Source organism: Pseudomonadota bacterium, assembly GCA_039028155.1.
Lineage (GTDB): Bacteria > Pseudomonadota > Alphaproteobacteria > SP197 > SP197 > JANQGO01.
The window spans coordinates 1-25,168 of sequence record JBCCIS010000029.1; the positions used below are offsets into that span (position 1 = coordinate 1).

Here is a 25,168-nt window from a genome sequence, read left to right on the forward strand (position 1 = left end):
CACGACTTTCGTCACCAGATTCTAAGTCTGGCGTGTCTACCAATTCCACCACGCCCGCAGCCTTACGCGGCCGTCGCGGCCAGATAGCCGCCCGGGCGGGACCATATAGTCGCGATTTCGCCCGCCCGCAAGCATGGCACATGGGGTGGTTCAGACAGACCGCTTCACCAGTTGGCGCAACGCCGACGAGATGGCGACGGTACCACTGCCGACAAAGGCCTCATGGTTGGTTCGGATGTCCTCCAGCCGATAGAGATAATTGACCATGATTCCAGCCGATTGCTCGTAGCCTTTCTGTGATGTATCGCCGGCCCAGTTCAGCCGCTCGACGCGGGCGCCGTTGGCCAGATGGAAGCGGGCAACCGGGTCCAGTGGGCGATCGTTGCGCTTCTCCATGACAAGGTAACGTGCCGTCAAACGCAGCAGAACTTCGGCGAAACGGTCCAAAGCGTCGCCTGGTCCGGCATCCAGGGCGACGGCAAGATCATCAAGAGCCGCCTGATGCGTCTCATAGCCAAGCTTCTTCAGCTCGTCGGGTCGGATCAGACCCTCATCCACCCCACTTAGGCCCTCGTCGGCGCGTATCAGTTTATCGTCCGAGGTCGCCATGCGACCGCTCAACCAGCGGCGAAACCCGGGAATCGGCGACAACGTTGCAAAGGTCTTCAGATTGCCAAGCTCCGCGCTCAACAGCTCCACGACCTGTTTGATCAGAAAGTCGCCCAGACTGATCCCCGCCAGCCCACGCTGCGTATTGGAGATCGAATAAAAGATCGCGGTATCCGTGCGATCGGGCGCCAGTTCCGGCGTTTCGGCGTCGAGCAGCGTCTGCACCTGGCTCGCCATCCCGTTGACCAGCGCGACCTCAACGAAGATCAACGGCTCGTCCGGCATGCGCGGGTGGAAAAAGGCAAAGAGCCGCCGGTCCGATCCCAGCCGGTTCTTCAGGTCCTGCCATGAGGCGATCCGGTGAACGGCCTCATAGACAATCAGCTTCTCCAGCAGCGACGCCGGCGACGACCAGGTGATGCGCGTGAGTTCGAGAAACCCGATATCGAACCAGCCGGTCAGCAGGCGGCGCAGGTCGTTGCTGATGCGCACCAGCACCGGTTCCTCGCGTGACCACGACATGGCATCGGCGCGCATATCGACGAGGAACTTGACGCCGTCCTGCAGGCCATTGAATTGAGTGAAGAGCCGCATGCGGGGTGGTTCCAACGCATCGCGCAACGATCCCGCCAGCGCCCGCTTGGCCTCCGGGTCCTGGACCTGGATCATCGCTTGGGCCTCTGTCTCAACCTCCGCGATGTCGATTTCGAAGTCACTGGCCAGCATCGCCAGGAAGCGACGCTTGCCGGTCGGCGCGAGCGAGAGATAGCTGCCACCGATCGACGCCGCCCTGCCCCTCGCCAGAACCTCGCCACCCAGGCCGGTGACACACTCCGCGACCTGGTTGCGCAGCTTGTCGAGATCGTCATCGGGCAAATCGACCCGAATGCGCCCACCGATGCGGACCATGGCGGCGTCGGCGACGTCCTGCCACGTCGTCGACAGCTGCTTTAGCGCCCGGTCCCAGATGTTGTCTCGCTCGTCGCTCACGCAACGTTCTCCTTCAGTGCCGCTAGGACGCGTGGCAGCGCCTCCGGCAGATCCTCGGCAATCAGGCCCGACCCGACCGTCTTGCCGGCTTCGCCGTGGAGCCAGGCGCCCATGGCCGCTGCCGCCACGGCCTTGACGCCTTGCGCCATCAGCCCGGCGACCACACCTGCCAAGACATCCCCGGACCCGGCGGTCGCCAAATCTGGTGGTGCATTGTCGTTAACCATTGCGGTTCCGTCAGGCGCAGCGATCACAGTATCGGCACCTTTTAACAGAACTATGGCACCGGCTTTCTCCGCGGCCCGACGCGCCCGATCCAGCTTGTTCCCGCTATCATCGAAAAGCCGAGCAAACTCGCCCTCATGAGGTGTAAGGACGCAATCCGCGTGAAGCCGCGCAAAGAGCGCTTCCGGATCGTCAGCAAAGACAGTCAAGGCGTCGGCATCCAAGACACAGTGCTTCTTTGCCGCCAAGGCCACCTCGACGAGGGCGCGGGTCCGCTCCGTCACCCCCTGGCCAGGCCCCAAGACGACGCAGTTGAGGCGCGGATCGGCCAGCATCTCAGAAAACGCTTCGGCATCGTCAATCCGCCGCAGCATGATCGCGGTCAAATGCGCAGCATAGGTACTGAGCGCTGCCGGTGGCGCGGCAACCGTGACCAGGCCGGACCCGACCCGCAGCGCCGCGCGCGCCGCCAGGCGCGAGGCGCCGTTCGCGGCAAGATCGCCGCCGGCGACGACCGTGTGACCTCGGGCGTATTTGTGGGCGTTCGGCGCCGGCCACGGAAAGGTTCCAAACCAGAGATCCCTGCCATTGCGCCATATCGCCGGACCGATGCCGCCCACGATGTGGTCGCCAATGCCGATATCGGCGACCACCACCTCGCCGCATAGTTCGCGCCCAGGCAGAAGTACATGCCCCGGTTTCGCACGGCAAAACGTCACCGTAAGGACCGCCCGGGGGGCGATACCGCGCACCGCGCCGCTGTCGCCATCAAGACCGCTGGGCACATCCACGGCGACGACTGGTGCGCCGCGCGACACGACGGCGGCGACCAACACCGCCGCCTGTCCGTCAAGGTCACGCGCCAATCCAGCGCCGAACAGGGCATCGATCACCAGGTCCGCCTTTTCCACACAGCCGGGCCCGGCCTCGACAACCTCACCCTGCCAGCGTTCCGCCATGATGGCGGCGTCGCCCTTGAGACGGCCGACATCGCCCAGCAGGGCAAGCTCGACCGGCCAACCGGCCTCGCTGAGCAGACGGGCGACAACAAAGCCGTCGCCGCCGTTGTTGCCGGGGCCACACAGGACAACAGTCTGACACGGCTCAAACCGTGCTTTGACCGCCTCGGCGATCGCTGCGCCGGCATTGGCCATCAAGATCTCGCCGGGCGCGCCTGAATCGATCGCCGCACGGTCGGCATCGTACATCTGGTTGACCGCCAGAAGGCGTAAGGCGTGATCGGTCGCAAAGGCCGTCTCAGGCATGGTCCAACTTGTCGCGGAACAGATAGACGGTCAGGGGTTGGCGGAATCCATAGCCACCGTCGTCGCGTCCGCGTTCAAAACTCTCGCGCACGGCAGGTGCTTCAACATCCGCGCGGCGGAAGGCGTTATAGGTCAGCGACAGGACCGCGTCGGCAAAGGCGTTGAAATCCGCATAGCGCCGCTCGACGGAAAACGCCGCGACAATCGTGTCGGCGAAGGCCGGCCGGGCGTGTTCGGCAAGGCAGGCGAGCGCTTGGCGCCTTTCGTTGGACTCATTGTGAAACGGCGACATCAGGTTCGAATACGCGCCATCGATGTCGGGCTCCAGAACATAGAGAAAGCCGCCGGGGCGCAGCACCCGCATGGCCTCGCCAACCGCGGCAGGCATGGCCGCGACCGGCACGTGATGCAACGACTTGCTGAAGAAGGCACCGTCGGCCGAGCGGTCGGCCAATGGCAGGCTCTCGGCGCCGGCCTCGACAAACTGCAATGACGACAACGGCGGTGAGGCAGCGTTCTTTCGCGCCTGGTCGGGATCAGGCTCAACAGCGGTTACCCGCGCGCCGCGTCCGGCCAAATGGCGGGCCAGATCACCCGCGCCGCAGCCAATGTCGACAAGATCGAGCCCTGCCGGGTCGATCAGTCGATCAAGCGCATCAAGCGCCGTGCAGTCACCGAAATCCTTGTCGACCGATGGGAGCGTGGCCACGGGCGTTGTTCGCTTTTCCTTTGTGCTCTGTCTTTGCCTCGTCGCGCCATGCCGCCCAAGGCGCTGGCCATCACGGCGAAGCTAGAGCTCTTCGATACCTGTATTGGCCAGTTTCTCAATATGGCGGCGGTCGAGGATCAGAAGCGTGCGGTTGCGGCGCTTGACGATGCCCAGGCTGGTCAACTGGCCGATCGCGCGCGCTACCGTATCCGTCGTTGTGCCGGACCAAATCGCAATGTCCTTGTGCGCCGGAACGGTGGGGATCAGCCAGCGGCCATCACCGGTCGGTGACGGTTCAATCAGGCGCAGGATCTCGTCATAAACACGCTGAATGCCGGACTTGGTGCTCAAGCCCACGACGCGCTCGTTGGAGCGCCGCAAGATCCTGGCGCAATCCTGCAACAGGTTCAGCGCAAACGGCGGAAACGCCGCCATCGCACGCAGGATGACGTCGCGCTCGACGACGGCAACGAACGAGTCCTGGATCGCAACGACACTCGCCGACCGGCTGCCGCCGTCCAATGTCGACAGCTCACCGAAATGGCCGCCGGGTCCGATATCGGCAAAGGCGACATCCTGGCCTGACGCGGCATGGATCAGCACCCGCGCCCTGCCCTCGGCCAGAAAAATCATCTCCGTACCCGTATCGCCCTGACGAAAGAACTGTTCGCCATCGTCATAGGTGAACCATTTGGCGTTTTCCTGCAGCTTTCCCATCTCGGCCTGCGGAAGCCCCGCAAGAATCCTGCTTTCCGAGAGGTCGCCCGCCTCCGCTGCCTGCATGTCGATCAAATCCCCTTACACATCGGCGCGTTGCCTCCAACGCCCGCGTCAAAATCGATCGTGACGCGATCGCGATGCCATGCCAAGTGGCCGGCATCGACCGCGTCGGTCATTTATCTTCCTCCCTGGGGATGCACACCACCTTTTACAGGTTTCTTAGCTGCGTCCCTGACATCTCTACAATGTCACATTAGGTGTGCGTGGTACAACATTGAAATAACTAGAAAATGGTCGGAGCGGCAGGATTTGAACCTGCGACCTACGGTCCCCCAGACCGTTGCGCTACCAGGCTGCGCCACGCTCCGACCGATACGGTTTGCAATCTGCAACCGCGCAAAGCGGCGGCACTATAGTCAACGCGGTTTAGCGCCGCAACGCTTGCGGCTTGGCTCGTTGGGGAGAAGATCGCGGAGCGCGCGACAACGGCGCAGGCTTCTCAGGAAGCGCCCTTGAGCAGGTCGCGGCAGGCGATCAATTGATCCAGGAGTGACTGCAGCGCGCGGACCTGAGCCGCCGAGAGCGTAACCGTGGCGCCGTCCTCGGCGCGGGCGGCAGGCGCCGGTGAGGCCGCGGGCGCGTCAGCGGCCGCACCATCAATCGCATGCTGCAGTGCCGCGACGCCGCCTTGGCGCAACAGACGCTGGACACCCTTGATGGTGTAACCCTCGGTGTACAGGAGATGCTTGATGTTCCTGAGGAGATCGATGTCCTCGGGCCGGTAATAGCGCCGCCCGCCGCCGCGCTTCAAAGGGCGGATCTGGTGGAACTTGGTCTCCCAGAAACGCAGGACATGCTGGGCCACGTCCAGCTCGTCGGCGACCTCGCTGATCGTCCGGAAAGCCGCCTTCGACTTGCCGCCCCGTCGCCCCGCGGCGCCCGCGCCGCTATTGGCGTCCGCCGCCATCGCCATCAGGCCCCGTCACGCCCTGTGAGTTCGTCGTTGATGCGGTCCTTCAGCACATGGGACGCACGGAACACCAGGACACGCCGTGGCAGGATTGGTACCGCCTCGCCAGTCTTCAGGTTCCGGCCGACGCGCTGAGCCTTGTCGCGGATCGAAAAGCTGCCGAAAGACGAGATCTTCACGGTCTCGCCGTCGATCAAGGATTCTGAGATTTCGCCCAACACTGATTCGACGAGTTCCGCCGACTCACTGCGTGACAGGCCCACCTCATGGTAGACCGCTTCGGTTAAATCCGCCCGAGTCATGGTTTTCTCGACCATTCCGGCATGTCCCCCTTGTTCTTAACAAGGAAGGCTAGCTTTGAAGCGAAAAACCGTCAATATCAAACAGTTGGCTCGGATATCTTAACAAAGACTGGACGCGTGGCCCGCCGGGTGTCTACCAGCGGATAAGGCCCGAACCCCAAGTAAAACCGCCACCCATGGCTTCAATCAGGACCAGCTCGCCCGGTTTGATTCGCCCGTCACCAGCGGCTTCGGCAAGCGCCAGCGGTATCGACGCGGCGGACGTATTGGCATGCCGATCGATCGTATTGACGACTCGCGATTCGTCCAGGGACAGCTTGCGCGCCATCGCATCGATGATCCGTTTGTTGGCCTGGTGTGGCACAAACCAGTCTATATCACTGGGACTTACACCATTTTTATCAAGCGCTTCATCAACCGCTTCAGCTAAGTTAATGACTGCATGTTTAAAGACCTCACGGCCTTCCATCCGCAGATGCCCGGCCAAACCGGTGGTCGACGGGCCGCCATCGACATAGAGCATGTCGTGATAACGCCCGTCGCTGTGGATGTGTGTCGACAGAACGCCCCGATCCTGGTTGCTGCCGCCGCAATCGCCGGCGCGCAGGATAACGGCACCGGCACCGTCGCCAAACAGCACGCAGGTACCGCGGTCCTCCCAGTCCAGAATGCGCGAGAATGTTTCGGCGCCGATGACCAACGCGCAATCGGCCTGGCCGGTCTTCACGAAATTGTCGGCAACCGACAAGGCATAAACAAAACCCGTACACACCGCCTGCACGTCGAAGGCAGCACCATGATACATGCCTAGCTTCTTCTGCACCTGGGCCGCGGTCGCCGGGAATGTCTGGTCTGGCGTCGCGGTGGCCAGAACAATGAGATCGACCTCGTCGATAGCGATCCCACTGTTGGCAAGCGCCTCCTGGGCCGCGTTTGTCGCGAGGTCGGACGTAAACTCGCCATCCGCGGCGATGTGGCGCTGGCGGATGCCGGTTCTGGCGACAATCCACTCGTCGGACGTATCGACCTTTTTGGCCAGTTCGGCGTTGGTCAGGCAGCGCGCCGGCAGATAGGACCCGCAGCCAGCAATCTGGCTGCGCCGAACGCCACTCACTGCGCAGCGGCCTCGGCGGCGTCCTTCGCCCCCTGATCGAGGCTCTCGATGTCGCGGATCACCTTTTCATTGAAACCCTGGGTCATCATGTCAACGGCGAACCCGATGGCGTTGGCGTAACCCAGCGCATCGGTGCCGCCATGGCTCTTCACCGCGATGCCGTTGATGCCCAGGAACATGCCGCCGTTGTAGCGGCGCGGGTCAAATCGCCGTTTCAGCGCCAAAAGCGCCGGTTTGGCCATCCAGTAACCGAGTTTGGAGAAGACCGAGCGGCGGAATGTGGCGCGCAGGAAGCTGGAATACATGCTGGCCGTGCCTTCGGCCGTCTTCAGCGCCACGTTGCCCGTGAAACCATCCGTCACGACCACGTCGACGGTGCCGTCGGCGATGTCGTTGCCTTCGACGAAGCCATGAAACTCAAGGGGAAGATCGGCGTCGCGCAGGGTCTGCGCGGCCCGCTTAATCTCCTCATGGCCCTTGCTTTCCTCGCTGCCCACGTTCAGCAGGCCGACGGTCGGGCGCCGGACGCCCTGGACACTGCGGGCGAATGCCGCCCCCATAATGGCGAATTGGACGAGATTCTCGGCGTCACACTCGATATTGGCGCCCAGATCCAGCATCACCGATTCACCGCGGGTGGTCGGAAACATGGTCGCGATCGCCGGGCGATGGATGCCGGGCAGCGTCCGCAGCACGATCTTCGACATCGCCATCAAAGCGCCGGTGTTACCGGCCGATACGACGCCCCGCGCCTTGCCCTCCGAGACATCGTCGATGGCCAGCCGCATGCTCGACTGGCGGCCGCGCCTGAGCGCCTGGGACGGCTTCTCTGAGGCCTCGATCACGGTCTCGCTGGCGACGACGGTCGCCACCTGGGCCAGTTTCGGGAACCGGCGCAAGAGCTTTTCCAGCTTCTCGGAGTTGCCGAACAGCCGAAACTGCAGGTTTGGGTAACGCACGCGCGCGACGTTGGCACCCGCCACCACCATGTCCGGGGCGTTGTCGCCACCCATGGCGTCGAGCGCCAAAACCAGCGAGCCGCTCATAGAGGTCAGTTCCGCGTTGCCAATCGACGAAGCCGCACGGTCAGAAGCTGCCCACCGGCTCCGTGATTTCTCGGTCGTTGTAATAGCCGCATGCCGCGCACACGTGGTGCGGCAGCTTCGTCTCACCGCAATTCGGGCATTCATTCAACGCCGCTGCGGTCAGCGCGTGATGCGAACGACGTTTGTCCCGGCGGGAACGGGTGACCTTTTTCTTAGGTACCGCCATCTCACAGATTCCTTAACTGACAGGAGATTTAAAGGCCCGTTTACCAGTCTTTGGAAGCGGGTACAAGCGACACGAAACTCACAGCTTCAGCTTCTTCAACACCGCAAACGGGTTGGTTTCTTCATCATCCTCGGTCGCGCGCGCCGCATACCGTGGGTCGATCTGGGCGCCTTCCTTGCGCGGATAGGGATTGATCGCCAGTCCCAGCTGTTCGGCAACCACCTCGCCCAGGTCGATCGTGTCATCGACCAGCGGATCGCAGACCGCCTCGTCGAGCAAATCATCGACCGTCAGATCCAGCTCGTCGTCCTCGCTGACGGCCATGTCCGGGTCGAAACGGCGCACGAAATCCTCGTCGACCGTTTCCGCCACAGGCTCCAGCGAGACCACGCAGGTCTGGGTCAGATTGCCTTGAAGTCGGCCCGAAACCTCGACAATGCGGTCATCGCGGCGATAACGCAGATCCGCCTCCAAGCTATCCAGCGACAGCAGGTCGAAGCGTGCGCGAAGCGCGGCGCGTTCGTCATCGTCGGCGACCAGATGGCGGATGCCTTCGTCGCCGTCTTCCAGGTCGCCAGTTTCGAGCGGCCGACTGAACTCAAGCGGCGCCGTGCCAGAGGATTGATCCATCATGTCTCAGTGACCCACATCACGATCAGCTTATATGGCCTGCCCCATGGCTTGCGGCAAGCGTGTCATGTGTGCGGTGTATCGAACCCCGGAAACGTCACCTTCCCGGCCAGAAGATCGTCATCCGCCTGACTGTCAAGCGCCTCCACGGCGGCGAAGACATAGGCCGTTACCGCGGAGACCGATGCATCACCAGGCTCGACGGTGCCATAAAGGTTGCGCAGGACCGCCTCCTCCATCGCCGCCGCGCCAGCCGCGTTGTCCGCGGCTCTGTCCAGGGCCTCGTCATAAGCCTTGGCGCGGCCATAGAACGCCTTGAGCATGATTTTGATCCGCCGCCCCACCCTCAGGTCGCCGACGCCCATCTCGCGCAGCGACCGGTCCATATCCGCGAACATCAGGTCGAACAACGCCTGATCGAGGCCTCGGCCGGCTTCGCCGCAGGCGCGCAACCGGCGGCCAACCAGCACGGTGTGCATGACAATCATGTCGAAGCGCCCGTCGACGCTGTCTGGCACTTCAGCCGCCAGGTAGAAGGCCGGCTGACGGGACTGGCCCACGATCGCGTCGTAGAGATCGTGGGCGCGGTCATCGAACCGGGAACGGGAGAGCAGTGTTGAGAGCTTCATGGCCATCCCTAAGCGACCCGGTTGACAGCCGGGTCCAATCGCTCGCATCTTGCGCGTCACATAGGCGGCAGAACGGGGTCGGTCAATGATGGATATGCGTCGGTTCGGCAATGGAGCGATCAAGACGTGTATGACAGCGTGTGTGACGGCGCTGGCCCTGACGGCGTGCTCGCCGCGGATTACAACGCACGGCTACGTGCCCGACCCCGATGCCCTGAGCCGGATCGAACCGGGTATCCATAACGAGCTGGAGGTCGCCCAGTTCCTCGGAACACCATCGACCACCGCCCTGTTCGGCGAGCCGACCTGGCTCTACATCACCGAGCGCACGGAATCCGTCGCCTTCTTCGAGCCAGAAGTGATTGACCAACGGGTTGTCGCCATTGCCTTCGACGACGCCGGCGTTGTGAGCGAGATCGACGAATACGTCCTGGCCGACGGCTACCTGGTCGATCCGATCTCACGGACGACGCCGACCTATGGCAAGCAGCTTGGCTTGCTGGAGCAGCTCCTGGGCAATATCGGCAGGTTCGCGGGCCAGGAAGATGAGCCGCGACGGTCGCCCGTGCCCGGCGTTTAACAACCCAGCGGACAGAATAGAAAACGCCCCGGTGTCTCTACGGCACCGGGGCGTTTTCGCTTCAAAGGCCTTGGCTGTCAGCCGCCCAGCATGGCGAGCAGCAGCAGTGCGACGATGTTGATGATCTTGATCATCGGATTGACGGCCGGGCCGGCGGTGTCCTTGTAGGGATCACCGACCGTATCGCCCGTCACCGCGGCATGATGGGCTTCCGAACCCTTGCCGCCGTGCTGACCGTCCTCGATGAACTTCTTGGCATTGTCCCAGGCACCGCCGCCGGACGTCATCGAGATCGCGACGAACAGGCCGGTGACGATAGTCCCCAGCAGCATGGCGCCCAGTGTCGAGAATGCCTGGCTCTGGCCGGCGATCGCCCAGATGACGAGATAGATCACAATCGGCGCCAGGACCGGCAGAAGCGAGGGAATGATCATCTCGCGGATCGCCGCCTTGGTCAGGAGATCGACCGCGCGGCTGTAGTCCGGTTTGCCCGTGCCTTCCATGATGCCGGCGATCTCGCGGAATTGGCGCCGCACCTCCTCGACCACCGACCCGGCGGCCCGGCCGACCGCCTGCATGGCAAGCGCGCCGAAGAGATAAGGCAGCATGCCGCCGATGAAGAGGCCGATCACGACGTACGGATCGGCGAGCCGGAAGGTGACGTCGAGATCCGGGAAATAGTGTTGCAGGTCCTCGACATAGGCCGCGAACAGCACCAGTGCCGCCAGACCGGCCGAACCGATGGCATAGCCCTTGGTTACCGCCTTGGTCGTGTTGCCGACAGCGTCCAGTGCGTCGGTCGTCTTGCGCACGTCTTCCGGCAATTCGGCCATCTCGGCGATGCCGCCAGCGTTGTCGGTGATCGGGCCGTAGGCGTCCAGGGTCACAACAACGCCGGCCAAGGCCAGCATGGTGGTGACGGCAATGGCGATGCCGAACAGGCCGGCGATGAGGTAACCGACCAGAATGCCGCCACAGATGATCAAGACCGGGACGGCCGTCGCCTCCATGGAAATGGCAAGGCCCTGGATGACATTGGTGCCGTGGCCGGTGGTCGAGGCCTTGGCGATGATCTTGACCGGGCGATACTCAGTCGATGTGTAGTACTCGGTCACCCAGATCAAAAGGCCGGTCACGACCAGGCCAAGCAGCCCGCAGAAGAACATGTCCCAGCCGTTGAAGGTCGTCGTGCCGACGGTAAACTCGGTGCCCAGCCCCAGGATCCATTCGGTGACCGGGATGAACAGGATCGCCGAAATGACGGCCGTGACCAGAAAGCCCTTGTAGAGCGCGGCCATGATGTTCTGGCTGCCGCCGAGCTTCATGAAGAAGTTGCCGACGACCGTGCCCAGGATACAGGCGCCGCCCAGAACCAGCGGGAACGCCATCATCGCCAATTGCGTCTCACCGGTGAAGAAGATCGAGGCGAGCAGCATGGTGGCGACGAAGGTCACCGCGTAGGTTTCGAAGAGGTCGGCGGCCATGCCGGCGCAGTCGCCGACGTTGTCGCCCACGTTGTCGGCGATCACCGCGGGATTGCGCGGGTCGTCCTCGGGGATGCCCGCTTCGACCTTACCGACCAGATCGGCGCCGACATCGGCACCCTTTGTGAAGATACCGCCGCCTAGACGCGCGAAGATCGAGATTAGCGAACCGCCGAAGCCAAGCGCCACGAGCGCCTCGACAATCTCGCGTTGGGGCACCTCGATGCCAAGCAGGACGACGTAATAGATGGCGACGCCGAGAAGACCAAGGCCGACCACCAGGATGCCGGTGACCGCACCGCCGCGTACGGCAATGCCCATGGCTTTCTCAAGGCTGGATCGGGCGGCCTCTGCGGTGCGCACGTTGGCACGTACCGAGACCAGCATGCCGATATAGCCGGCCGCGCCCGACAGCACCGCGCCGATGGCGAAGCCGACCGCCTGCCATAAGCCCAGCAGGAGCAGCAGCACCACAAAAATGACAACACCCGCCGCGCCGATCGTCAGGTACTGGCGGTTCAGGTAGGCCTGCGCGCCTTCCTGGACCGCACCAGCGATCTCCTGCATGCGCTCGTTGCCCGGGTCGGCCGCAACCACCGACCGAATGGCATAAATGCCATAGATAATGGCTACCACGCCGCACGCGATAGCGAACCACAATGCCGTCGTCATTGTTCAAGAACTCCTGCAAATCCGGCTAGATCAGCCTCGCAAACCGCCGCGAAACGGCGGTCTCGTTCCCCCGATCCAAAATCGCGCGGACCATGCCAAAACTGGTAAGCGATTTCAACATATTGCGGTGCACAACGCTCAACCCGCCGATTTGCCGTGCCGCCAACCGGTCTTTGTTGGTGTGATGTCGTGGCCGTCCGCATCGACGATCCAGACACCGGAACCCGCTTCGACCATGCCGATGACGCGGACCCCTGCATCCGTATCCCGAACATCCGCAAGGTCCGCCTCGCCGATCGTAAACAGCAGCTCATAGTCGTCACCGCCGGTCAGTACGCTGTCCAGATAGGCAGGGTCACCATCCACCAGGCGCCGCGCCGCGCCGGAAAGCGGAAGACTGTCGACGTCTATCCGGATCGCGACGTTCGATTGCTCGCTTAGGTGGCCGGCGTCAGCGGCCAGACCATCGGAAATGTCGAGCGCCGCCGTTGCCCGCCCAATCAATGCACTGCCCAATTCAAGGCGCGGTCTGGGCAATCGGTAACGGTCGACGAGATAGTCGTGGTCATCGGGATCGGCGGCGATCTCACCGCGCAGGCACCTCAGGCCCAGCGCACCGTCGCCGAGCGTGCCACTTACCGCAAGCAGGTTGCCCGGCACCGCGCCGGAACGCGTCAGGGCTCCGCCCTGCGGTACAACCCCTAGCGCCGTCAGCGACAGCACCAGAGGACCATCGCCAACGGCAATCGTGTCGCCGCCCATAAGTCCGAGCCCGAAGTCCTCCTGATCGGCCGCCAAGCCATCGACAAACTGGATGAGCCAATCCTCGTCTAAGGGTTCGCTGAAAGCCGCGCCGACCAGGTACCCGAGCGGGCTCGCACCCATCGCCGCGAGGTCGGAGAGATTGACCCTGAGCAGCTTGCGCGCGATCAGGTTGGGCGGATCATCGGGTAGGAAATGGATACCGGCCGCCACCATGTCCTTGGTGACGACCAGGTCCTGGCCAACCGGCGGGCTAATGATGGCGGCATCGTTGGTCAGATCGAATGTCCCCGGCGTCGCTGCGGCGAGCGGCGCCAGGAGGCGTTTGATCAGGTCGAATTCATCCACGCCCGGCGGACGCCGCTTCAGCCGCGGCAAACTCGGCATCGCGAAGACCGTGGGCCAGCTTGTCGAGCACCGCGTTCACCATGCCCGGCTCGCCCCGGTCGAAGAACGCGTTCGCGACGTCGACGTATTCGTTGATGACAACCTTGGCCGGCACATCCGGCCGGTCCAGCAGTTCGAACGCGCCGGCGCGCAGGATCGCGCGCATCAAGATCTCCAGTCGCGCCAGCGACCAATCTTCCGCCAATGCCCCTTCGATCATCTCGTCCAGCCGTTCCTGGGTCGCGCCCTCTGTCACGCCGCGCACGATGATCGAGGCAATCTCCGGGTCGGCCTCCGCGGCCAAGCCTGTCTCGTCCAATGTGGCGCCCCGCGCGATGACCGTGGCCAGTGCATCTTCCGGCCCGGCGGCGCCAAGCTCGACCTGATAGAGCGCCTGCACGGCCGCCAAACGGGCCGCCGTCGTCAAACCGTTGTTCTTTTTACGTGCCGTTCGGCTCATCCGGTAACTCGCAGGGTACGACTCAACTCGACCATCTTGATGCAGGCGATCGCGGCTTCGCGGCCTTTGTTGCGCCCTTTGACGTCGGCGCGCGCCTTGGCCTGATCCCAGTTCTCCACGGTCAGGACGCCAAAGCCGATCGGCGCCATGTGTTTCATGGCCAGTTCGTTCACGCCGCGCGCCACCTCGGCGCAAATGTGGTCGTAGTGGCTGGTTTCGCCGCGGATCACGCAGCCCAGCGTCAGGTAGCCGTCATACTTGCCGGTCGCGATCGCCATCTGCAGGCCGCCGGGAATCTCGAAGGCACCCGACAGCTCGACCCGCTCCCATGTCGCACCCCAGGCTTCCAGCTCGGCAATCGCGCCTTCGGCCAGTTCGTCGGTGATTTCCCGATAGTAACTTGCTTCGAGGATCAAGATATGCGGCGTTGTCGCCATCGTTGTGTCTCCCTGGCCCCCAAAGCATCAGGGCCACGTGTTTGACGGTTCTGGTTTTTCTGTTGAACCCTGGCTTCGCACAAATGCGCGCCGACCGCCAGCATCACGTTAGCATCACCACAGAACGGCGCACCGCCGGTCGCCTGGAGCAAGATCCGCCCATGTCCACGTCTTCACACCGTTCCGCCGCTTTCGAGCCGTTGGTCGAACTCGTGCAGCCCGGCGCGCGGTTGGTCACGTCCCGCCCCCTGGAGGGGGGCGTCTCGGCCGAAACCACGATGCTGGAACTGGCGCAGGCGGACGGCGGCGTCGAAAGAGTGGTCGTGCGGCGCCACGGACCGCGCGACCTCGCCGCCAACCCCCATGTCGCCCATGACGAGTACCACCTGCTGACCTTCCTCTATGCTGCCGGTCTTCCGGTTCCAGCGCCACGCTATGTCGACGAGGCCGGGGACCTGATGGGTTCACCGCTTATCGTGATCGATTTCGTCGACGGCACCGATACGATTGAAGAGGACGACCTGAAGCAGAGCCTGTCGCAAATGGCCGGCTTCCTTGGCGACCTCCATCGTCTCGACGGCGACGATCCGGCGCTGTCGTTCTTGTCCGACACCCAGCAGACGGTGGCTGTCTCGTTGGCCACCCCTCCGGACCAGCTTGACGACAGCCTCTCGGAGGGCCTGATCCGTGAAGCGCTTGTGCGGCCGTGGCCGCCGAAGGCCGACCAAGCGCGTTCGGTTCTGCACGGCGACTATTGGCCGGGCAACATCTTGTGGCACGACGGCAACCTGGCCGCCGTGATCGACTGGGAGGACGCCGGCGCTGGCGATCCACTGGCCGATCTCGCCAACATAAGGCTCGAACTTCTGTGGTGGTACGGCCGCGAGGCGATGGAGACATTTACAGCGCTCTATCGGAAGAACACCGGACGCGATCTGGCAAACCTGGCTCTGTGGGATCTCTATGCGGCGCTTCAGCCCTGCTCGAAGCTGGGGACGTGGGGGCTGGACGCCGACGAACTCCGGACGATGCAGGAGCAACATGCTGTCTTCGTTCAGCAGGCGCTCGCGGCCTTGCCCTAAAGGCGCCTACTCCGCCGCGGCGGCGACGTCCGCCAGCCGCGCGACATAGCGCGCCAGCATATCGATCTCCAGGTTCACACGATCGCCGACCTTATAGGCGCCGAACGTGGTGACCGCCTGGGTATGCGGGATGATGTTGACGCCAAAGCGGTGCTCACCGTCCTCGACCCAGACGCGGTTGACCGTCAGCGATACGCCATCGACGGCGATCGACCCCTTTTCGGCGATGAACCGCGCAAGACTGTCGGGGACCGCGAAGTCATAGCGGACGGAGTCACCCTCCGGCGTCATCGCCGCGACCCAGCCAATCCCATCGACATGGCCGGAGACAATATGGCCACCCATCTCGTCACCAAGTTTGAGCGAGCGCTCCAGATTGACCTTGGATCCTTCCACCCAATCACCGAGTACCGAACGCGACAAGCTCTCGGCGGAAACATCGACCGCAAAGCTGTGCTTGTCCTTTTCAACCACCGTCAGACAGACACCGGAACAGGCGATCGACGCGCCGATATCGACCTCGTCCATGTCATAGGCGGTCTTGATCACGAAACGTTTGTCGCCGCGCGCCTCGACAACCTCAACCGATCCAACATCGGTGACGATTCCAGTGAACATGTCCTACTCCTCGGTTTCGGCGTGAACGATGTGCGCCGTACGGAGTATATCGTCGCCTATCCTCCTGGTTTCATCGGGTATCAGACGGAAAGCCTTGTCGACGCGATCAAGGCCAAGATCGCCCAAAGCCGGCAAGGCATCACCGCCGAGCGCGATTGGCGCGCTGAACCAGGCGACGCGATCGGCCAGACCGGCTTTCAAGAACACCGTCGCCAGTCGCGGCCCACCCTCTACCAGAAGACGGGTCAAGTCGCGTGCGGCAAGCGCTTCCAGGGCGTCCGCCATATCGATCGAGCCGCCCCGGTGGCCGCCAACGTCGACAAACTCGACGTCGGTTTCCGCCAAGGCCTTACGGTTTGCCTTTGGCGCGGCCTTGGTCGTCACGAGCCAGGTCGGGATTTTATCGGATGTCGCCACCAACTGGCTGTCGACCGGCGTCGAGAGCTGCCCGTCAAACACAACGCGCACAGGGGATCTTTCCTCCAGACCATGCAGCCGGCACGTCAGAAGTGGGTTGTCGGCCTTCACGGTGCCCGAGCCGACGGCGATCGCATCGTGGTTGGCGCGCAACAGGTGACCCAGACGACGCGCCGGCTCGGCGGTAATCCAATGGCTATGGCCGTTTGCGGTGGCGACCCGGCCATCGATGCTGGCGGCGATCTTCAGCGTCACCATCGGCCGGTCGGCGGTGAGGCGCATCAGAAATCCCTGATTCAGTGTTTCGGCCGCCTCCCGCATGACGTTCTCGACGACCTCGATGCCGCCGGCCTTCAGGATCGCCACACCCTTGCCCGCGACGCGGGGGTCCGGATCGGGACAAGCGATCACCACGCGCCCTACCCCGGCAGCGACCAGCGCGTCGGCGCAAGGCGGCGTCTTACCGTGATGGGCACAAGGCTCGAGGGTCACATAGGCGGTCGCGTCCCGCGCCGCGTCGCCGGCACGCTGTAGCGCCTCGGCCTCTGCATGGGGCCTACCGCCGGGCTGGGTCCAGCCGCGCCCGACGACGCGATCGCGATTGACGATGACGCAGCCGACCGCCGGATTCGGCCAGACTCGGCCCAGGCCGCGCGCGGCGAGCCGCAGCGCCGCCGCCATATGGGCCCAATCGGCGTCCTTAGTCGTCGACGAAACTGGCGCCGTCGATTTGTTCGATGAACTGTTCAAAGTCCTTCGCTTCGCGGAAGTTGCGGTAGACCGACGCAAAGCGGACATAGGCGACCTGGTCCAAGTTGCGCAATGCTTCCATGACCATCTCGCCGATAACGGTCGACGGGATCTCCGTCTCGCCCATGCTCTCCAGGCGACGTTGGATGCCGGAGACCATGCGCTCGACGCGCTCCGGGTCGACCGGGCGTTTCCTGACCGCGATCTCGATCGATCGCGCCAGCTTGTCCCGGTCGAACGGCGCGCGGCTGCCGCTTTTCTTGACGACGGTCAGCTCGCGCAGCTGGATCCGCTCAAAGGTGGTGAACCGTGCGCCGCATTCCAGGCACTGACGCCGCCGCCGGATGGTGGCGCCGTCTTCGGTCGGCCTGGAGTCCTTGACCTGGGTGTCGTCGTGTCCGCAGAAGGGGCAGCGCATGGTTCGGGCTTATCCTACGTTCATATCCTGATAGACCGGGAAGCGCCGGCACAGCTCGGCCACCTTGGCCTCGACCGCTTTCTCCGCCGTGCTGTTGTCGTCGGGGTTGGCGACCAGGCCGTCCAGCACCTCGACGATCAAATGGCCGACCTGCAGGAACTCGGCGGTGCCGAATCCGCGGGTCGTGCCGGCCGGCGTGCCGAGCCGGATACCCGATGTCACCATCGGCTTTTCCGGATCGAACGGGATCGCGTTCTTGTTGCAGGTGATGCCGGCGTTCTCCAGGCTGCGCTCCGCCACGTTGCCGGTCAGCCCCTTGGGGCGAAGATCGACCAGCATAACGTGCGTGTCGGTGCCGCCGGAGACAACGGCGAGACCGCCGTCGACCATGGCGCCGGCGAGCGTCTTGGCGTTGTCGACCACCGACTGGCTGTAGGCCTTGAAGTCGGGCCGAAGCGCTTCGCCGAAGGCAACCGCCTTGGCCGCGATCACGTGCATCAGCGGACCGCCCTGAAGCCCCGGGAAAACGGCCGAGTTGATCTTCTTGCCGATCGCCTCGTCGTTACACAAGATCATGCCGCCGCGCGGGCCACGCAGGGTCTTGTGCGTCGTCGTCGTCACCACATGAGCGTGCGGCAGCGGTGTCGGATGGACGCCCGCGGCGACCAGGCCCGCGAAGTGCGCCATATCAACCATCAGATAGGCGCCAACGGAATCGGCGATCTCGCGCATGCGCGGGAAATCGATGATGCGCGGATAGGCCGAGCCGCCGGCGATGATCAGCTTGGGCTTGTGCTCCTCGGCCAGCTTGGCCATGGCGTCATAGTCGATCCGCGCGTCGTCTTCACGCACGCCATAACCGACCGCGTTGAACCACTTGCCCGACAAACTGGGGGCGGCGCCATGGGTCAGATGGCCACCATGGGCAAGCGACATGCCGAGAATGGTGTCGCCGGGCTGCAGCAACGCCAGGAAAACGGCGCCGTTGGCCTGGGCGCCGGAATGGGGCTGCACGTTGGCGAAGTTGCAGCCGAAGAGCTGCTTGGCGCGGTCGATCGCGAGCTGCTCGGCGATATCGACGAATTCGCAGCCGCCATAGTAGCGCCGGCCCGGATAACCTTCCGCATACTTGTTGGTCAGGACCGTGCCTTGGGCCTCCAGCACCGCCGTGGAGACGATGTTTTCCGAGGCAATCAGTTCGATCTGGTCGCGCTGTCGGTGTAGCTCGCCCTTGATGGACTGCAGCAGTTCGGGATCGCTGTCGGCGATCCGGCGGGTGAAGAAATCCGACGACGCAAGGGTCTGTTCCGCGACGGACATGGGCGTGTTCTCCAGAATGGGTTTCTCGTCGTTATGATTGGGTTCAGGCCGGCAGCTTGGCGAGCTTGTCGACCCGTCGAACATGGCGGTCACCGTCAAACGCGGTTTCCAAGAATACTCTCAGGCAATCCTTTGCCGTCTCACTGCCAATCAGGCGCGCACCCATGACCACCACATTGGCGTCGTTGTGGGCGCGGGCCAGCCGGGTCGAGGTGACGTCGTGACAAACAGCGGCCCGGATCCATGGATGCCGGTTGGCCGCCATGCCGATGCCAATCCCCGTGCCGCAGACGAGAACACCACGATCGGCCTTGCCGTTTTTGATCGCTGTCGCCAAGGCTTCGGCGAAATCGGGATAATCGACGGAATCCTCGGTGTGCGTGCCCAGGTCATCGACCTTGAGACCCATGGTCTGAAGCTCGTCGCGCAGCACTTCCTTCAGCGGAAAGCCGGCATGATCCGAAGCGATGACAAGGCGCCCAGCCGTCACGTCATATCCCCCTATATCGGGCGTTCAAGGCGCGGAGGACTACCATACCGTGGGGCTGGGCGCCAGTGCGGCGGTGCCGCCGGCTGGGCCCGATCCGTTGTCGGAATTGACCAGTTCCGCCCGGAATTCGCTTGCCCGCCCGGTCGCTATTCCGTACCTCTTGCCGAAAGGCGTCCAGTCGGCGTTTTCGGGCACAAGCCTGAGAAGAAGAACCGGTCAGCGCGTGGGGCAAGGCAACAGCAGGCGTTCTGGGGGCACGGGCTTTCATGGAATACTTCGATGTAGCTGTCTTTTCGCAGCAGCTCATCAACGGTCTCACCTTGGGCGCAATCTACGGCCTGATCGCCATCGGCTACACCATGGTCTATGGCATCATAGGCATGATCAATTTCGCCCACGGCGATATCTTCATGATCGGCGCCTTCACCGCTCTGATCGCGTTCCTGGTTATGGGTGTCATCGGCATCACCTGGATACCGCTGGCCCTGCTGCTGGTGCTGGTCATCGCCATGTTGCTGACATCGGTCTACGGATGGACTGTTGAGCGCTTGGCCTATAGACCGCTGCGCGGCTCGTTCCGCCTGGCGCCGCTGATCTCCGCCATCGGCATGTCGATCTTTTTGCAGAACTACGTCCAGTTGATCCAGGGCGCGCGGGTCAAACCGCTTCAGCCGGTTATCCGCGGTGGTGTCAACATGATGGAGGAGAGCGGCTATTCGGTGTCGTTGAGCTTCATGCAGATGCTGATCATCGCCATCACAATCGCGCTGATGATCGCCTTTTCGCTGTTGATCGCGCGGACGGCGCTGGGCCGCGCCCAGCGAGCCTGCGAACAGGATCGCGTGATGGCGGGCCTTATCGGCATCAATGTCGACCGCACGATTTCGCTGACATTCGTCATGGGCGCGGCCCTGGCCGCCGTCGCCGGCCTGATGTTCATGCTCTATTACGGCGTCATCGACTTCTACATCGGCTTTCTAGCCGGCATTAAGGCATTCACCGCCGCCGTCCTGGGCGGTATCGGTTCCCTGCCCGGCGCCATGCTGGGCGGCCTCCTGATCGGCCTGATCGAAGTCTTCTGGTCGGCCTATTTCTCGATCGAGTACAAGGACGTCGCGGCGTTCGCGGTACTCATCATGGTGCTGATCTTCCGTCCCACCGGTTTACTCGGCAAGCCCGAGATCGAGAAGGTCTGAGCCCATGGCGGTGACGGAAGGTACACCGAACGGCGTCGCGCAAAGGCCGGTCATCGACTATGTGAAGGCCGCGAAAGAAGCGGGCCTGGCCGGCCTGATAGCGCTCGGTCTGACCGTCATCATGGTCGGCCTCAAGACCGTCGACCAGTCCGGCGGCCTGGGCCTCGATACCCGATGGGGTTGGGTCGCGTTCGCCGTCGCAGCTGTCGTCATCGGCCGCTTCGGCCTCAACATCTATCTCCAGGTCCGCTCGCCCCAGCGGCGCGAAAAGGTCGACTTCGGCGAGTATGTCGCCCACTTCAACGCCGACTACGGTCGCTACGTCATGGTGGTGTTTCTGATCCTGGCGATCGGCATGCCGTTCATCCCGGGGGTCGGGCGTTACCATGTCGACATAGCAACCCTCGTCGTCACCTACATCATGCTTGGTTGGGGTCTCAACATTGTGGTCGGCCTAGCTGGCCTGCTCGACCTCGGCTACGTCGCGTTCTATGCGGTCGGCGCCTACTCCTATGCCCTGATCGCCACCCAGTACGACTGGTCATTCTGGGTCTGTTTGCCGCTGGCCGGTGTCTTCGCTGCCTTCTTCGGCGTTCTGCTGGGCTTCCCGGTCCTCAGACTGAGAGGCGACTACTTGGCGATCGTCACCTTAGGCTTCGGCGAGATCATACGGATCATCCTGCTCAACTGGTATCCGGTAACGAACGGGCCGGACGGCATTTCCGGCATTCCGCGACCGAGCTTCTTTGGCCTTCCGTTCGACCGAAGTCCGGCCGAGGGAACGGACTCGTTCCATACGTTCTTTGGCTTCGACTATTCGTCGATGCACCGAATCATCTTTCTCTACTATCTGATCCTGGTACTCGCGCTGATCACCAACGCGTTCACCCTGCGCATCCGCAAACTACCCATCGGACGCGCATGGGAAGCACTGCGCGAAGACGAAATCGCCTGCCGTTCGCTGGGCATCAATCCGACCAACACCAAGCTCACGGCATTCGCCATCGGCGCCATGTTCGGCGGCTTCGCCGGTTCATTTTTCGCTACGCGCCAAGGCTTCATCAGCCCGGAGAGTTTCACCTTCATCGAGTCAGCGGTGATCCTGGCCATCGTCGTCCTTGGCGGCATGGGTAGCCAGATCGGCGTCGTGATCGCTTCTGTCTTGCTGATCGGCGGCACCGAAGTCTTCCGGGAGCTTGAGGAGTACCGCATGCTCGCCTTCGGCGCGGCCATGGTCGCGATCATGGTGTGGCGTCCCCGCGGGTTGCTGGCCCACCGCGAGCCGACCGTTCGCCTGAAAGCACGGCGACGACGATCCGATAAGGTGTCACCGTGAACGCCGAGGCGACACGCGCACTCCTGACCGTCAACCACCTGACCATGCGGTTCGGCGGCCTGGTCGCCATCGACGACGTTTCGTTCGTTGCCGACGACGCCCGCATAACGGCCATCATCGGACCCAATGGCGCTGGCAAAACGACAGTCTTTAACTGCATGACCGGGTTCTATGCGCCGACTGTCGGCCGGTTGTCGTTGGAGGCTGAGCACGGGACCTACCTGCTGGAGCAGATGGACGACTTCCGTATCGCCCAACAAGCTCGCGTCGCACGCACGTTTCAGAACATACGGCTGTTCCCGGCGATGTCGGTGCTGGAGAACCTGATGGTCGCCCAGCACAATCGGCTGATGCGCGCTTCCGGCTACACCATCGCCGGTCTGCTCGGCCTGGGCGTATACCGGCACGCCGAACAGCACGCGGTCGAGCTGGCGCGTTATTGGCTTGAGCAGGTCGGCCTCACCGATCGCGCTGATGTCAATGCCGGCGGCCTCCCCTATGGTGATCAACGGCGCCTGGAGATTGCGCGCGCCATGTGCACCGACCCCGTTCTACTGTGCCTGGACGAACCGGCGGCCGGGCTCAATCCGCGCGAAACGTCCGATCTCAACGAACTGCTTCTGTTCATTCGCAACGAACACAAGATCGGCATTCTTCTGATCGAACATGACATGCGCGTTGTCATGGGCATCTCCGACCACATCATCGTGCTCGACTACGGGCGCAAGATCTCTGACGGCACGCCAGAGGAAGTGCGCAACGACCCGGCGGTTATCCGCGCCTATCTGGGTGAGGAAGACGATGAAGAGATCCCGCCGGAGGTCGTCGCCGATCTCGGTCTGGACGAAGACGGGGCGAAGCCATGAGCGACGTCGCCACGCAGCCACTGCTCCAGATATCCGGCGTCGAGACATTCTACGGCAACATTCAAGCGCTGCGCGGTGTCGACATGACCGTCGGCAACGGTGAAATTGTTACGCTGATCGGCGCCAACGGCGCCGGCAAGTCGACACTCCTCATGACAATCTGCGGCAACCCGCGCGCCGCTACCGGCGACATCGTTTTCGACGGTCGATCCATCACGCACACGCCGACGTTCGAGATCATCCGCATGGGCATTGCCCAGTCGCCCGAAGGACGTCGCATTTTTCCGCGCATGACGGTGATGGAGAACCTGCAAATGGGCGCCATCACCACCGACCCCGACAACTTCGACGACGATCTTGAGCGCGTTTTCGTACTCTTCCCACGCCTCAAGGAGCGTCTCAGCCAGCGCGGAGGCACCCTGTCGGGTGGCGAGCAGCAGATGTTGGCGATTGGGCGCGCATTGATGAGCAGGCCCCGCGTCCTGTTGCTCGACGAACCGTCGCTCGGCATCGCGCCCATCCTGGTTCGTCAAATCTTCGACGCCATTCGCGAGATCAACGAGCGCGACGCAATGACCATTCTGCTTGTCGAGCAGAACGCGTTCCACGCGCTGAAGCTTGCCCATCGCGGCTACGTCATGGTTAACGGCACCATCACCATGACGGGGACAGGTGACGAACTGCTCGCCAAGCCGGAGGTGCGCGCCGCCTATCTGGAGGCCGGCCAATGATCGAACTGCTTGGCACCGATTGGATCGTCTTTCTCATCGTTACGTTGATCCTGGGTGGCGGCGCGGCGTTCTTAACCGGTCAGGCCATGGCCAACCGCTGGCGTCCGACTTGGATGGTCATCGGCTATAGCCTGCTCCTGGGTTGCGCCGACCGGTTCGCTGTCTATGCGCTCGCCGACGGAGCCCTCTGGCTGATCACTGGCTACGTCATCGACACCGTGATTTTGACGGTCGTCGCGCTTATCGCCTATCGCATGAACAAGGCACGCAACATGGTCGAACAGTACCCGTGGATCTATGAGCGAAACGGGCTCTTCGGATGGCGTGAGCTACCCAAGTCGGCCCAGGTCGAGTAATCCCGATTTCCGTTGCCGCTTGCGGTAGTTAGTCCTAACCTTTTGGTCATGTAAGCGACCTGTAGGGATCGCATACAAGTGCGGGGGCGCAAGTATTCAATCTCGACCTCTCGGGGTCACTTAAGCAGGGAGGAAATTGATGAAACGTTTTGGATTGGTGGCTTCTGCCGCCGCGACGGCGCTGTTCTTTGGAACGGCGTCGGCTAACGCGGACATCCTTATTGCAACAGCCGGTCCGATGACCGGCCAGTACGCCAGTTTCGGCGCGCAGATGCAGGCGGGCGCCGAACAGGCGGTCGAGGACATCAATGCCGCCGGCGGCGTGTTGGGTGAAGATCTTGGGCTCGCGGTCGGCGACGATGCGTGTGACCCGAAGCAGGCCGTCGCTATAGCGAACCAGTTTGTGAATGACGGCGTGGTTTTCGTGGCCGGGCACTTCTGTTCGGGTTCGTCAATCCCCGCGTCGCAGGTTTATGACGAAGAGGGTATCCTGCAAATCTCGCCCGCTTCGACCAACCCGGCACTGACCGACGAAGGTGGCCCGGGCGTCTATCGCGTATGCGGCCGTGACGACCAGCAGGGCCTGGTCGCCGGTGGCTTCATGGCCGACAACTTCGGCGACATGAACATCGCAATCGTTCATGACAAGACAGCTTACGGTAAGGGCCTGGCCGACGAGACTCGCGCCGCGCTGAACAACGCCGGCGTGACCGAGAGCCTCTACGAAGCCTACACGGCTGGTGAGAAGGATTACTCGGCGCTGGTGTCGAAGCTGAAAGCCGAAGGCATCGATGTTCTGTATGTCGGCGGTTACCACACCGAGGCCGGCCTGATGGTGCGTCAGATGCGCGAGCAAGGCATGGATACGGTCCTGATGTCGGGCGACGCTTTGGTGACCGACGAATACTGGTCGATCACCGGTGATGCCGGCGAAGGCACGCTGATGACGTTCAGCCCTGACCCGCGCAAGAACCCAGCCGCTGCCGATATCGTCGAGGCATTCCGCGCCAAGGGCATCGAGCCGGAAGGCTATGTGCTCTACACCTATGCCGCCATTCAGGCATGGGCGCAGGCTGTCGAAGCGGCCGGCACGACCGACTTCGACGCGGTGATCGAAGCGCTGAACGCCGGCACCTTCGACACGGTCCTGGGCGAGATCGGCTTTGACGAGAAAGGTGACGTCACCGCGCCTGGTTACGTGATGTACGAGTGGAAAGAAGGCGTCTACGACTACTACTGATCGATCGCTCGTTTGAGCACGATCCCATCGGCCGTCGGGGCAGCCCGGCGGCCGATGTCTTTTTCCGAGCGATCATCGTGGTGACAGGCAAAGCCTGGGCACGCTAGTCTCGATCACAATCAACCGACACG

28 protein-coding genes and 1 tRNA gene are annotated in these 25,168 nt (G+C 63.0%); 8 read left to right on the plus strand and 21 right to left on the minus strand.

Annotated features, from left to right (window positions below):
* Positions 1-150: 150 nt before the first annotated feature.
* From AAF563_15465 to AAF563_15520, 12 genes are all read right to left on the minus strand, one after another.
* Entirely contained in the window at positions 151-1,599 is a 1,449-nt protein-coding gene (locus AAF563_15465; protein MEM7122679.1) for a malonyl-CoA decarboxylase, read from the minus strand.
* Positions 1,596-3,089: an NAD(P)H-hydrate dehydratase gene (locus AAF563_15470; GenBank protein ID MEM7122680.1), complete on the minus strand. Its 1,494-nt coding sequence runs from the start codon at positions 3,087-3,089 to the stop codon at positions 1,596-1,598. The genes AAF563_15465 and AAF563_15470 overlap by 4 nt, the downstream gene beginning before the upstream one ends.
* Positions 3,082-3,798, minus strand: a complete 717-nt coding sequence (locus tag AAF563_15475; GenBank protein ID MEM7122681.1) for a class I SAM-dependent methyltransferase — start codon at positions 3,796-3,798, stop codon at positions 3,082-3,084. Before AAF563_15475 ends, AAF563_15470 begins: the two co-directional genes overlap by 8 nt.
* Before the next feature lie 81 nt (positions 3,799-3,879).
* On the minus strand, positions 3,880-4,581 hold the full coding sequence (locus AAF563_15480; GenBank protein ID MEM7122682.1) for a Crp/Fnr family transcriptional regulator: 702 nt from the start codon (positions 4,579-4,581) through the stop codon (positions 3,880-3,882).
* Between the two features lie 228 nt (positions 4,582-4,809).
* Positions 4,810-4,886, minus strand: a tRNA-Pro gene (locus AAF563_15485).
* A gap of 131 nt (positions 4,887-5,017) precedes the next feature.
* The gene (locus AAF563_15490; GenBank protein MEM7122683.1) at positions 5,018-5,491 is read right to left on the minus strand and encodes a MerR family transcriptional regulator; all 474 of its coding nucleotides are present in this window, start codon (positions 5,489-5,491) and stop codon (positions 5,018-5,020) included.
* Positions 5,491-5,805, minus strand: a complete 315-nt coding sequence (locus tag AAF563_15495; GenBank protein MEM7122684.1) for an integration host factor subunit alpha — start codon at positions 5,803-5,805, stop codon at positions 5,491-5,493. Before AAF563_15495 ends, AAF563_15490 begins: the two co-directional genes overlap by 1 nt.
* A gap of 118 nt (positions 5,806-5,923) precedes the next feature.
* The gene (locus tag AAF563_15500; protein MEM7122685.1) at positions 5,924-6,904 is read right to left on the minus strand and encodes a beta-ketoacyl-ACP synthase III; all 981 of its coding nucleotides are present in this window, start codon (positions 6,902-6,904) and stop codon (positions 5,924-5,926) included.
* The gene (gene plsX / locus AAF563_15505; protein MEM7122686.1) at positions 6,901-7,950 is read right to left on the minus strand and encodes a phosphate acyltransferase PlsX; all 1,050 of its coding nucleotides are present in this window, start codon (positions 7,948-7,950) and stop codon (positions 6,901-6,903) included. The genes AAF563_15500 and plsX overlap by 4 nt, the downstream gene beginning before the upstream one ends.
* Positions 7,951-7,990: 40 nt before the next feature.
* Positions 7,991-8,176, minus strand: a complete 186-nt coding sequence (gene rpmF, locus AAF563_15510; GenBank protein ID MEM7122687.1) for a 50S ribosomal protein L32 — start codon at positions 8,174-8,176, stop codon at positions 7,991-7,993.
* A 78-nt stretch (positions 8,177-8,254) separates the two neighbouring features.
* Positions 8,255-8,809 carry a DUF177 domain-containing protein gene (locus AAF563_15515; GenBank protein ID MEM7122688.1) on the minus strand — a complete coding sequence of 185 codons (555 nt, stop codon included), beginning with the start codon at positions 8,807-8,809 and terminating at the stop codon, positions 8,255-8,257.
* Between the two features lie 62 nt (positions 8,810-8,871).
* Complete coding sequence (locus AAF563_15520; protein MEM7122689.1) at positions 8,872-9,435, minus strand: ubiquinol-cytochrome C chaperone family protein; 564 nt, start codon at positions 9,433-9,435, stop codon at positions 8,872-8,874.
* A 142-nt stretch (positions 9,436-9,577) separates the two neighbouring features.
* Between AAF563_15520 and bamE the strand changes: the two genes are divergently transcribed.
* The gene (gene bamE / locus AAF563_15525; protein ID MEM7122690.1) at positions 9,578-10,015 is read left to right on the plus strand and encodes an outer membrane protein assembly factor BamE; all 438 of its coding nucleotides are present in this window, start codon (positions 9,578-9,580) and stop codon (positions 10,013-10,015) included.
* Between the two features lie 77 nt (positions 10,016-10,092).
* Here the strand turns inward: bamE and AAF563_15530 are convergent, their stop codons facing one another.
* The 4 genes from AAF563_15530 to ribH all read right to left on the minus strand — a co-directional run bounded on the left by AAF563_15530 (position 10,093) and on the right by ribH (position 14,217).
* A complete protein-coding gene (locus AAF563_15530) occupies positions 10,093-12,171 on the minus strand; it encodes a sodium-translocating pyrophosphatase (protein MEM7122691.1) in 2,079 nt (692 codons plus the stop codon).
* A gap of 138 nt (positions 12,172-12,309) precedes the next feature.
* Positions 12,310-13,320 carry a thiamine-phosphate kinase gene (thiL, locus tag AAF563_15535; GenBank protein ID MEM7122692.1) on the minus strand — a complete coding sequence of 337 codons (1,011 nt, stop codon included), beginning with the start codon at positions 13,318-13,320 and terminating at the stop codon, positions 12,310-12,312.
* Positions 13,274-13,780: a transcription antitermination factor NusB gene (nusB, locus tag AAF563_15540; GenBank protein ID MEM7122693.1), complete on the minus strand. Its 507-nt coding sequence runs from the start codon at positions 13,778-13,780 to the stop codon at positions 13,274-13,276. Before nusB ends, thiL begins: the two co-directional genes overlap by 47 nt.
* Complete coding sequence (gene ribH / locus AAF563_15545; GenBank protein ID MEM7122694.1) at positions 13,777-14,217, minus strand: 6,7-dimethyl-8-ribityllumazine synthase; 441 nt, start codon at positions 14,215-14,217, stop codon at positions 13,777-13,779. Before ribH ends, nusB begins: the two co-directional genes overlap by 4 nt.
* A 161-nt stretch (positions 14,218-14,378) precedes the next feature.
* Here ribH and AAF563_15550 point away from each other — a divergent pair, with 161 nt between their 5' ends.
* Positions 14,379-15,299: a phosphotransferase gene (locus AAF563_15550; protein ID MEM7122695.1), complete on the plus strand. Its 921-nt coding sequence runs from the start codon at positions 14,379-14,381 to the stop codon at positions 15,297-15,299.
* 6 nt (positions 15,300-15,305) lie between these two features.
* Here AAF563_15550 and AAF563_15555 read toward each other — a convergent pair whose 3' ends face one another.
* From AAF563_15555 to rpiB, 5 genes are read right to left on the minus strand one after another with little or no spacing between them, the layout of a single operon-like run.
* The gene (locus AAF563_15555) at positions 15,306-15,917 is read right to left on the minus strand and encodes a riboflavin synthase (protein ID MEM7122696.1); all 612 of its coding nucleotides are present in this window, start codon (positions 15,915-15,917) and stop codon (positions 15,306-15,308) included.
* 3 nt (positions 15,918-15,920) lie between these two features.
* Positions 15,921-17,015, minus strand: a complete 1,095-nt coding sequence (gene ribD / locus AAF563_15560; GenBank protein MEM7122697.1) for a bifunctional diaminohydroxyphosphoribosylaminopyrimidine deaminase/5-amino-6-(5-phosphoribosylamino)uracil reductase RibD — start codon at positions 17,013-17,015, stop codon at positions 15,921-15,923.
* 19 nt (positions 17,016-17,034) lie between these two features.
* Positions 17,035-17,502 (minus strand): transcriptional regulator NrdR, encoded by a 468-nt coding sequence (gene nrdR / locus AAF563_15565; protein MEM7122698.1) that lies wholly within the window; start codon positions 17,500-17,502, stop codon positions 17,035-17,037.
* A gap of 9 nt (positions 17,503-17,511) precedes the next feature.
* Positions 17,512-18,822 carry a serine hydroxymethyltransferase gene (gene glyA / locus AAF563_15570; protein ID MEM7122699.1) on the minus strand — a complete coding sequence of 437 codons (1,311 nt, stop codon included), beginning with the start codon at positions 18,820-18,822 and terminating at the stop codon, positions 17,512-17,514.
* Positions 18,823-18,865: 43 nt separating this feature from the next.
* Positions 18,866-19,312 (minus strand): ribose 5-phosphate isomerase B, encoded by a 447-nt coding sequence (rpiB, locus tag AAF563_15575; protein ID MEM7122700.1) that lies wholly within the window; start codon positions 19,310-19,312, stop codon positions 18,866-18,868.
* A 266-nt stretch (positions 19,313-19,578) separates the two neighbouring features.
* Here rpiB and AAF563_15580 point away from each other — a divergent pair, with 266 nt between their 5' ends.
* The 6 genes from AAF563_15580 to AAF563_15605 all read left to right on the plus strand — a co-directional run bounded on the left by AAF563_15580 (position 19,579) and on the right by AAF563_15605 (position 25,037).
* On the plus strand, positions 19,579-20,508 hold the full coding sequence (locus AAF563_15580; GenBank protein ID MEM7122701.1) for a branched-chain amino acid ABC transporter permease LivH: 930 nt from the start codon (positions 19,579-19,581) through the stop codon (positions 20,506-20,508).
* 4 nt (positions 20,509-20,512) lie between these two features.
* Positions 20,513-21,844, plus strand: coding sequence for a high-affinity branched-chain amino acid ABC transporter permease LivM (gene livM, locus AAF563_15585; protein ID MEM7122702.1), 1,332 nt, complete (start codon positions 20,513-20,515; stop codon positions 21,842-21,844).
* 44 nt (positions 21,845-21,888) lie between these two features.
* Complete coding sequence (locus AAF563_15590; protein ID MEM7122703.1) at positions 21,889-22,710, plus strand: ABC transporter ATP-binding protein; 822 nt, start codon at positions 21,889-21,891, stop codon at positions 22,708-22,710.
* Complete coding sequence (locus tag AAF563_15595) at positions 22,707-23,441, plus strand: ABC transporter ATP-binding protein (protein MEM7122704.1); 735 nt, start codon at positions 22,707-22,709, stop codon at positions 23,439-23,441. Before AAF563_15590 ends, AAF563_15595 begins: the two co-directional genes overlap by 4 nt.
* Positions 23,438-23,797, plus strand: coding sequence for a DUF6867 family protein (locus AAF563_15600; protein ID MEM7122705.1), 360 nt, complete (start codon positions 23,438-23,440; stop codon positions 23,795-23,797). Before AAF563_15595 ends, AAF563_15600 begins: the two co-directional genes overlap by 4 nt.
* A 139-nt stretch (positions 23,798-23,936) precedes the next feature.
* Positions 23,937-25,037, plus strand: coding sequence for a branched-chain amino acid ABC transporter substrate-binding protein (locus AAF563_15605; GenBank protein MEM7122706.1), 1,101 nt, complete (start codon positions 23,937-23,939; stop codon positions 25,035-25,037).
* Positions 25,038-25,168: the final 131 nt, after the last annotated feature.

What these genes read in the sequence shown, in the direction of transcription:
- AAF563_15490 (MEM7122683.1), bottom strand. Translation starts at nt 5,491, where the DNA reads ATGGCGATGGCGGCGGACGCCAATAGCGGCGCGGGCGCCGCGGGGCGA.
- AAF563_15550 (MEM7122695.1), top strand. Translation starts at nt 14,379, where the DNA reads ATGTCCACGTCTTCACACCGTTCCGCCGCTTTCGAGCCGTTGGTCGAA.
- livM (MEM7122702.1), top strand. Translation starts at nt 20,513, where the DNA reads ATGGCGGTGACGGAAGGTACACCGAACGGCGTCGCGCAAAGGCCGGTC.
- plsX (MEM7122686.1), bottom strand. Translation starts at nt 7,950, where the DNA reads ATGAGCGGCTCGCTGGTTTTGGCGCTCGACGCCATGGGTGGCGACAAC.
- AAF563_15515 (MEM7122688.1), bottom strand. Translation starts at nt 8,809, where the DNA reads ATGATGGATCAATCCTCTGGCACGGCGCCGCTTGAGTTCAGTCGGCCG.
- thiL (MEM7122692.1), bottom strand. Translation starts at nt 13,320, where the DNA reads ATGCCGAGTTTGCCGCGGCTGAAGCGGCGTCCGCCGGGCGTGGATGAA.
- nrdR (MEM7122698.1), bottom strand. Translation starts at nt 17,502, where the DNA reads ATGCGCTGCCCCTTCTGCGGACACGACGACACCCAGGTCAAGGACTCC.
- AAF563_15530 (MEM7122691.1), bottom strand. Translation starts at nt 12,171, where the DNA reads ATGACGACGGCATTGTGGTTCGCTATCGCGTGCGGCGTGGTAGCCATT.
- AAF563_15590 (MEM7122703.1), top strand. Translation starts at nt 21,889, where the DNA reads ATGCGGTTCGGCGGCCTGGTCGCCATCGACGACGTTTCGTTCGTTGCC.
- AAF563_15555 (MEM7122696.1), bottom strand. Translation starts at nt 15,917, where the DNA reads ATGTTCACTGGAATCGTCACCGATGTTGGATCGGTTGAGGTTGTCGAG.
- AAF563_15470 (MEM7122680.1), bottom strand. Translation starts at nt 3,089, where the DNA reads ATGCCTGAGACGGCCTTTGCGACCGATCACGCCTTACGCCTTCTGGCG.
- rpmF (MEM7122687.1), bottom strand. Translation starts at nt 8,176, where the DNA reads ATGGCGGTACCTAAGAAAAAGGTCACCCGTTCCCGCCGGGACAAACGT.
- AAF563_15520 (MEM7122689.1), bottom strand. Translation starts at nt 9,435, where the DNA reads ATGAAGCTCTCAACACTGCTCTCCCGTTCCCGGTTCGATGACCGCGCC.
- ribD (MEM7122697.1), bottom strand. Translation starts at nt 17,015, where the DNA reads ATGGCGGCGGCGCTGCGGCTCGCCGCGCGCGGCCTGGGCCGAGTCTGG.
- AAF563_15595 (MEM7122704.1), top strand. Translation starts at nt 22,707, where the DNA reads ATGAGCGACGTCGCCACGCAGCCACTGCTCCAGATATCCGGCGTCGAG.
- nusB (MEM7122693.1), bottom strand. Translation starts at nt 13,780, where the DNA reads ATGAGCCGAACGGCACGTAAAAAGAACAACGGTTTGACGACGGCGGCC.
- AAF563_15495 (MEM7122684.1), bottom strand. Translation starts at nt 5,805, where the DNA reads ATGGTCGAGAAAACCATGACTCGGGCGGATTTAACCGAAGCGGTCTAC.
- AAF563_15600 (MEM7122705.1), top strand. Translation starts at nt 23,438, where the DNA reads ATGATCGAACTGCTTGGCACCGATTGGATCGTCTTTCTCATCGTTACG.
- AAF563_15605 (MEM7122706.1), top strand. Translation starts at nt 23,937, where the DNA reads ATGAAACGTTTTGGATTGGTGGCTTCTGCCGCCGCGACGGCGCTGTTC.
- ribH (MEM7122694.1), bottom strand. Translation starts at nt 14,217, where the DNA reads ATGGCGACAACGCCGCATATCTTGATCCTCGAAGCAAGTTACTATCGG.
- glyA (MEM7122699.1), bottom strand. Translation starts at nt 18,822, where the DNA reads ATGTCCGTCGCGGAACAGACCCTTGCGTCGTCGGATTTCTTCACCCGC.
- AAF563_15580 (MEM7122701.1), top strand. Translation starts at nt 19,579, where the DNA reads ATGGAATACTTCGATGTAGCTGTCTTTTCGCAGCAGCTCATCAACGGT.
- AAF563_15480 (MEM7122682.1), bottom strand. Translation starts at nt 4,581, where the DNA reads ATGCAGGCAGCGGAGGCGGGCGACCTCTCGGAAAGCAGGATTCTTGCG.